Origin of the sequence: Streptomyces mayonensis, from assembly GCF_018982965.1 — a bacterium.
Classification (GTDB): Bacteria; Actinomycetota; Actinomycetes; order Streptomycetales; family Streptomycetaceae; genus Streptomyces; species Streptomyces mayonensis.
In genome coordinates this window covers 1-6697 of sequence record NZ_JACBYP010000205.1, presented here as the reverse complement: position 1 = coordinate 6697, position 6697 = coordinate 1, and the positions used below count along the sequence as shown (strand labels likewise).

4 protein-coding genes are annotated in these 6697 nt (G+C 72.8%); 2 read left to right on the top strand and 2 right to left on the bottom strand.

Translation table 11 applies throughout. From position 1 onward, the window contains the following. Positions 1–488: 488 nt before the first annotated feature. Positions 489–3212 carry a DNA polymerase I gene (polA, locus tag HZS56_RS36820; RefSeq protein WP_216725166.1) on the bottom strand — a complete coding sequence of 908 codons (2724 nt, stop codon included), beginning with the start codon at positions 3210–3212 and terminating at the stop codon, positions 489–491. 230 nt (positions 3213–3442) lie between these two features. Between polA and HZS56_RS36815 the strand changes: the two genes are divergently transcribed. Both HZS56_RS36815 and HZS56_RS36810 read left to right on the top strand, forming a co-directional pair. Continuing rightward, the gene (locus HZS56_RS36815; protein WP_216725165.1) at positions 3443–5722 is read left to right on the top strand and encodes an FdhF/YdeP family oxidoreductase; all 2280 of its coding nucleotides are present in this window, start codon (positions 3443–3445) and stop codon (positions 5720–5722) included. Positions 5723–5800: 78 nt separating this feature from the next. Beyond that, positions 5801–6289 carry a PaaI family thioesterase gene (locus HZS56_RS36810; protein ID WP_216725164.1) on the top strand — a complete coding sequence of 163 codons (489 nt, stop codon included), beginning with the start codon at positions 5801–5803 and terminating at the stop codon, positions 6287–6289. Between the two features lie 145 nt (positions 6290–6434). Here HZS56_RS36810 and HZS56_RS36805 read toward each other — a convergent pair. After that, on the bottom strand, positions 6435–6697 hold a 263-nt coding region (locus HZS56_RS36805), incomplete at its 5' end, for a hypothetical protein (RefSeq protein ID WP_216725163.1).

Genomic DNA, 6697 nt, shown 5'->3' with positions numbered 1-6697 from the left:
GTTGGGCTGCGTGGTCCGGTGCCTTTGCGGTGACCCGGCGTGGGCGGGGTGGGGGTGTGACCCGGCGTCGCGCGGTGCCGCTGCCCGGCGTGGGCCGGGGGCGTCGCCCAGCCCCGCGCTCACGGGGCACCGCCGCCCGGCGCGGACCGAGGCAGCCATCCCCCAGCCCCGCGCTTACGCGGTACCGCCGCCCGGCGCGGACCGAGGCAGCCATCCCCCAGCCCCGCGCTCACGGGGCACCGCCGCCCGGTGCGGGCCGGGGGTGGGGCGCGCTGCCCGGCGCCGGCGGGGTGCCTCCCCCGGAGGGGGCACCCCCGGCGCTCACCCGTGCCACCCCAGCGCACGGCTGCCCACAGCCTATGGCCGCGGCGGGGCGGCACGATCGCCCGCGGCTGGGGTGGCACAGGTGAGGCCCACGGCGTGGTGGGAGCAGCAGGTCGCAGCTGGGGCGCACGGGCGGCGTCCCCGTGGTGCCGGCGCGCCGGAGGCTAGTGTGCTGCCGACTCCCAGTCCGGGCCTGCGCCTACCGAGACGCCCAGGGGGACTCTCAGCCGGACCGCGTCGGCCATTTCGCGGCGGACCAGTTCCTCCGCGGCCGCGCGCTCGCCCGGGGCGATCTCCAGGACGATTTCGTCGTGGACCTGGAGAAGCATCCGGGAGGTGAGGCCGGCCTCGCGCAGCGCCCTGTCCACGTTCAGCATGGCGATCTTCACGATGTCGGCCGCCGTGCCCTGGATCGGCGCGTTCAGGGCCATGCGCTCGGCCGCCTCGCGGCGCTGGCGGTTGTCGCTGTTGAGGTCGGGCAGGTAGCGGCGGCGGCCGAAGAGGGTCGCCGTGTAGCCGGTGGCCCGTGCCTCGTCGACGACCCGGCGCAGGTAGTCCCGTACGCCGCCGAAGCGTTCGAAGTAGGCGTCCATCAGGCCGCGGGCCTCGGCCGCCTCGATGTTCAGCTGCTGGGAGAGACCGAAGGCCGACAGGCCGTACGCCAGGCCGTAGGACATGGCCTTGATCTTGCGGCGCATCTCCGCGTCGACCGCCGACTGCTCGACGGAGAAGACCTGGGCGGCGGCGGTGGTGTGCAGGTCCTCACCGGACGTGAAGGCCTCGGTCAGGCCCGCGTCCTCGGAGAGGTGGGCCATCACGCGCAGCTCGATCTGGCTGTAGTCGGCGGTCATCAGGGACTCGAATCCCTCGCCGACCACGAAGCCGCGGCGGATCGCGCGGCCCTCGTCGGTGCGGACCGGGATGTTCTGCAGGTTCGGGTCCGTGGAGGAGAGGCGGCCGGTCGCGGCGACGGTCTGGTTGAACGTGGTGTGGATGCGGCCGTCCGCGGCGATGGTCTTGATCAGGCCCTCGACCGTGACGCGCAGCTTGGCCTGCTCGCGGTGGCGGAGCATGATCACCGGCAGTTCGTTCTCCGTCTGGGCCGCGAGCCAGGCGAGGGCGTCGGCGTCAGTGGTGTAGCCGGTCTTGGTCTTCTTGGTCTTGGGCAGGTTCAGCTCGTTGAAGAGGACTTCCTGCAGCTGCTTGGGCGAGCCCAGGTTGAACTCGTGTCCGGCCGCCGCGTGCGCCTCCTTCACCGCCTGCTGGACGGCACCCGCGAACATCTGCTCCATGGCCTCCAGATGGGTCCGGTCGGCCGCGATGCCGTGCCGCTCCATGCGGGCGAGCAGTGCGGAGGTGGGCAGCTCCACGTCGCGCAGCAGGTCGGCGGCGCCGACGTCGGCCAGGCGGCCCTCGAAGGCCTCGCCCAGGTCGAGGATCGCGCGGGCCTGCACCATCAGCGCCTCGGCCTCGGCGCCCTCGTCCGCGCCGAAGGCGAGCTGGCCGTCGGCCGCGGCGGCGGGGGCCAGCTCGCGGTGCAGGTACTCCAGGGACAGCGCGTCCAGGTCGAAGGAGCGACGGCCCGGCTTGACCAGATAGGCGGCGAGCGCGGTGTCCATGTCCACGCCGGCGATGCGCCAGCCGTGCTCGGCGAAGACGCGCATCGCGCCCTTGGCGTTGTGGAGGACCTTCGTCCGGTCCGGGTCGGCGAGCCAGGCCGTGAACGCCGCCTCGTCGGCCTCGTCGGTCTCCGCCGGGTCGAACCAGGCGGCCTTGCCGTCGGCAGCGGCGAGCGCGACCTCGGCCACCGAGCCGGTGCCCAGGGCCCAGGTGTCGACCGTGGCCACACCGAGCGGCTGCGCGCCGTGTTCGGCGAGCCAGCCGGCCAGCTCACCCGTGCCCAGCACGGTGCCGTCCAGCTCCACACCGTCCTCGACCACCGGCGTGGCCTCGGCCTCCTCGGCGCCCGGGTCCACGGCGTAGAGCCGCTCGCGCAGGGACGGGTTGCGGATCTCCAGGGTGTCCAGGATCACCGCGACGCCCTTGCGGTCGTACGCGGGCCGCTCCAGCTCGGTGACCGTCTTGGACAGCTCGACGTGCCGCTCCAGCTCGGTGAGCCGCCGGTTCAGCTTGACGGACTCCAGGTGGTCGCGGAGATTCTGCCCGGCCTTGCCCTTGACCTCGTCGACGCGCTCGACGAGGTCCGCGAAGGAACCGAACTGGTTGATCCACTTCGCGGCGGTCTTCTCGCCGACGCCCGGGATGCCCGGCAGGTTGTCGGACGGGTCGCCGCGCAGGGCCGCGAAGTCGGGGTACTGGGCGGGGGTCAGTCCGTACTTCTCGAAGACCTTCTCCGGCGTGAAGCGGGTCAGCTCGGAGACGCCCTTGGTCGGGTACAGGACCGTGGTGTGCTCGCTGACGAGCTGGAAGGAGTCCCGGTCGCCGGTCACGATCAGGACGTCGAAGCCCTCGGCCTCGGCCTGGGTGGCCAGGGTGGCGATGACGTCGTCCGCCTCGAAGCCCTCGACGGCGAAACGCGTGACGTTCATGGAGTCGAGCAGCTCGCCGATCAGCTCGACCTGGCCCTTGAACTCGTCGGGGGTCTTGGACCGGTTCGCCTTGTACTCGGTGAACTCCTCGGACCGCCAGGTCTTGCGGGAGACGTCGAACGCCACCGCGAAGTGCGTGGGCGCCTCGTCACGCAGGGTGTTGGCCAGCATCGACGCGAAGCCGTAGATCGCGTTGGTCGGCTGGCCCGTCGCGGTCGTGAAGTTCTCCGCGGGCAGCGCGAAGAACGCGCGGTAGGCCAGCGAGTGCCCGTCCATGAGCATCAGCCGCGGACGGTCGCCGGAGGTGCTGTCGGTCTTCTTCGATGCTGTCTTCGCCACAACCCCGATCCTGCCACGGACCACTGACAGCCGGTCCCGCCCTCGCCGCCGCGTGCCCCGCCGCATGCTCCCGCGCCCGGCCCCGCGCCGGAATTCCGCACGCTTGCGCACACTTCCTCCGTGGGGTGCGCACGCTCCGCACGGTCTTCCCCGGCCCGGCCGGTCCCGTTGTCGGTCGGGCGTGCGAGGATCGGAGACGTACTTCACACGCGTAAGCGAAGGAGCGCGCGATGGCGACCAAGCCGCCCAAGGGTGATCCGGTCCAGGACGCACCGCAGGTCTCGGAGCCCCAGCATGCGGCGGCGGGCATCCCGGCCATCGGCCACACACTGCGCATCGCGCAGCGGCAGATGGGCGTGAAGCGGACCGCGCTGACACTGCTGAGTGTCAACCAGAAGAACGGCTTCGACTGCCCGGGCTGCGCCTGGCCGGAGGGCGACCACCGGCACAAGGCGGAGTTCTGCGAGAACGGCGCGAAGGCCGTGGCCGAGGAGGCCACCCTGCGCCGCGTCACGCCGGAGTTCTTCGCCGAGCACCCCGTGGCCGACCTCGCGACCCGCAGCGGCTACTGGCTGGGCCAGCAGGGCCGCCTCACCCACCCGGTGTACCTGCCGGAGGGCGGCGAGCACTACGAACCGGTCACCTGGGAGCGCGCCTTCGACATCGTCGCGGAGGAGATCGCCGCGCTGGACTCGCCCGACGAGTCGGTCTTCTACACCTCGGGCCGCACCAGCAACGAGGCGGCGTTCCTCTACCAGCTCTTCGCACGCGAACTGGGGACGAACAACCTGCCGGACTGCTCCAACATGTGCCACGAGTCGTCCGGTTCGGCGCTGTCCGAGACCATCGGCATCGGCAAGGGCAGCGTCCTGCTCGAGGACCTGTACAAGTCCGACCTGATCATCGTGGCGGGCCAGAACCCGGGCACCAACCACCCGCGGATGCTCTCGGCCCTGGAGAAGGCCAAGGCGAACGGCGCGCGGATCATCAGCGTCAACCCGCTGCCCGAAGCCGGCCTGGAACGCTTCAAGAACCCGCAGACCCCCAAGGGGCTCACCGCGGGCGCCGCGCTCACCGACCTGTTCCTGCAGATCCGCCTCGGCGGCGACCAGGCCCTGTTCCGGCTGCTGAACAAGCTGATCCTGGAGACCGAGGGCGCCGTCGACGACGCCTTCGTCGAGGAGCACACGCACGGGTACGAGGAGTTCGCCGAGGCCGCCCGCGCCGCCGACTGGGACGAGACCCTCGCGGCGACCGGCCTCACGCGCGCGGAGATCGAGGAGACGCTGCGCATGGTGCTCGCCTCGAAGCGGACCATCGTGTGCTGGGCGATGGGCCTGACCCAGCACAAGCACTCGGTGCCCACGATCCGCGAGGTCGTCAACTTCCTGCTGCTGCGCGGCAACATCGGCCGCCCGGGCGCCGGCGTCTGCCCGGTGCGCGGCCACTCCAACGTGCAGGGCGACCGCACGATGGGCATCTTCGAACGGCCGGCGCCCGCCTTCCTGGACGCCCTGGAGAAGGAGTTCGGCTTCGCCCCGCCGCGCGAGCACGGCTACGACGTCGTACGCGCCATCCGCGCGCTGCGCGACGGCGAGGCGAAGGTCTTCTTCGCCATGGGCGGCAACTTCGTCTCCGCCTCGCCCGACACGGAGGTCACCGAGGCGGCCATGCGCCGCGCACGGCTCACCGTGCACGTGTCGACGAAGCTGAACCGCTCGCACGCGGTCACCGGCGCGCGAGCCCTGATCCTGCCGACGCTCGGCCGCACCGAACGCGATCTCCAGGGCGGCGGCGAGCAGTTCGTGACCGTCGAGGACTCCATGGGCATGGTGCACGCCTCGCGCGGCCGGCTGCGGCCCGCGAGCGCACAGCTGCTGTCCGAGCCCGCCATCGTGTGCCGGCTGGCACGCCGGGTGCTGGGCGAGGAGAGCCGCACGCCGTGGGAGGAGTTCGAGAAGGACTACGCGACGGTCCGCGACCGCATCGGGCGTGTCGTGCCGGGCTTCGAGGACTTCAACGCGCGCGTGGCGCACCCCGGCGGCTTCGCGCTGCCCCACGCCCCGCGCGACGAGCGCCGCTTCCCCACGGCCACCGGCAAGGCCAACTTCACCGCGGCGCCCGTGGAGTACCCCGAGCTGCCCGAGGGACGGCTGCTGCTGCAGACGCTGCGCTCGCACGACCAGTACAACACCACGATCTACGGCCTGGACGACCGCTACCGCGGCATCAGGAACGGCCGCCGGGTCGTCCTGGTCAACCCGGAGGACGCCCGGAAGCTGGACGTGGCGGACGGCTCGTACGTCGACCTGGTCAGCGAGTGGCGCGACGGGGTGGAGCGCCGGGCACCCGGTTTCCGCGTCGTGCACTACCCGACGGCCCGGGGCTGCGCGGCGGCGTACTACCCGGAGACCAATGTCCTGGTGCCGCTGGACGCCACCGCGGACACCAGCAACACCCCGGCCAGCAAGTCCGTGGTCGTCCGTCTGGAACAATCGGCGACCGACTGAGCGTTTGCTCAGCCGAGCCGACGGCCGCCCCGGCCGGCGTGCGGAGCAGCCAGACGAGCGACGAGACGGAGCCGGCCCATGGGCGAGCAGCAGCAGGTGCAGTTCCCGCAGGAAGTCATCGACGAGTACGCCGCGCTCGGCGTCGACCTGGTCGCGATGTTCTCGGCCGGGCACCTGGGGACGCGCATGGGCGTGCAGATCGTCGAGGCGTCCGCCGACCGGGTCGTGGGCACCATGCCCGTGGAGGGCAACACCCAGCCCTACGGTCTGCTGCACGGCGGCGCCTCGGCCGTGCTGGCCGAGACGCTCGGCTCCGTCGGCTCGATGCTGCACGGCGGCAGCTCGAAGATCGCCGTCGGCGTCGACCTGAACTGCACGCACCACCGCGGGGCGCGTTCCGGCCTGGTCACCGGGGTGGCCACGCCGGTGCACCGGGGCCGGTCGACGGCCACGTACGAGATCGTCATCAGCGACGAGCAGGACCGCCGGGTGTGCACCGCCCGCCTGACCTGCCTGCTGCGGGACGCGAACCCCGGCGACGCGGCCCGGGCGGGCGCGACCGGCTGACGGGCACGAGCCCCCGACGGGACGGCGGCCGGCAGGCCGGCGCCCGACAGGCGCGAGCGGCCGGCGGCCGGCGGCGCGTCCGACACCCGCCGGGGACGCCCGGAGCGGGCGAAACGCTGGACCTCGCCGAGCCCCGGAGCGACCATCAGTCGATGGACTCCACCGAGGAGTTGACCGGCCCCCGGTCGCCCGGGGCCGACGCCGCGCAGCCCGCCGGGGGCAGCCGGCCCGGCGGCCGCAGCACGGTCCCGGTCGTCACCCCGTACTCGCCCAGCGCCCAGCGCCCCCACACGCGCATGCAGCCGCGCCCGCCCCGGACCGGCGGCCCGGCACCATGACGGGTGGCATCGGGCCCGTCGAGCCGGGCGACGGCACCGCACCCGCCCCGGATTCCCCGCGCCCCCGTCT

Bases quoted from the DNA above. Each gene is read 5' to 3' on its own strand.
- HZS56_RS36815 (WP_216725165.1), top strand. From the start codon at position 3,443: ATGGCGACCAAGCCGCCCAAGGGTGATCCGGTCCAGGACGCACCGCAG.
- HZS56_RS36810 (WP_216725164.1), top strand. From the start codon at position 5,801: ATGGGCGAGCAGCAGCAGGTGCAGTTCCCGCAGGAAGTCATCGACGAG.